Genomic DNA, 575 nt, shown 5'->3' with positions numbered 1-575 from the left:
GGGCAGAACCCCGCGCGTCAGGCCGCAATGGCGGCGGGTTGCCCGAAAGAAGCAACGGGTTTTGCGATCAACCAGCTTTGCGGCTCGGGCTTGCGCGCCGTAGCCCTTGGCATGCAGCAGATCCAGTCCGGCGATGCGAAGGTCATCGTGGCTGGCGGTCAGGAATCCATGTCCATGGCGCCGCATTGCGCGCATCTGCGCGGCGGCGTGAAAATGGGCGACTTCAAGATGATCGACACCATGCTCAAGGACGGCCTGACCGATGCGTTCCACGGCTATCACATGGGGATCACGGCCGAGAACATTGCACGCCAATGGCAGTTGACCCGCGCCGATCAGGACGAGTTCGCGCTTCGTTCCCAGCACAAGGCGGAAGCCGCACAGAAAGCCGGAAAGTTCGAGGATGAAATCGTCCCGTTCACGGTCAAGACGCGCAAGGGCGACGTGGTCGTTTCGTCCGACGAATATATTCGTCCAGGCGCGACTATCGAAGCGCTGACCAAGCTGAAACCTGCCTTCGACAAGGAAGGCACGGTGACGGCGGGCAATGCATCCGGCCTCAATGACGGCGCTGC

1 protein-coding gene is annotated in these 575 nt (G+C 61.7%); it reads left to right on the top strand.

What is annotated here, in order from left to right; all coding sequences use genetic code 11:
• A partial coding sequence (locus tag JAU75_RS23935; protein WP_371836244.1) for a beta-ketoacyl synthase N-terminal-like domain-containing protein occupies nucleotides 1-575 on the top strand: 575 nt, incomplete at both ends.

This window comes from Ochrobactrum sp. Q0168 (assembly GCF_016427605.1).
Classification (GTDB): Bacteria; Pseudomonadota; Alphaproteobacteria; order Rhizobiales; family Rhizobiaceae; genus Brucella.
Note: the sequence above shows the minus strand (reverse complement) of the source record. Positions and strands in the feature narration are given on the sequence as shown.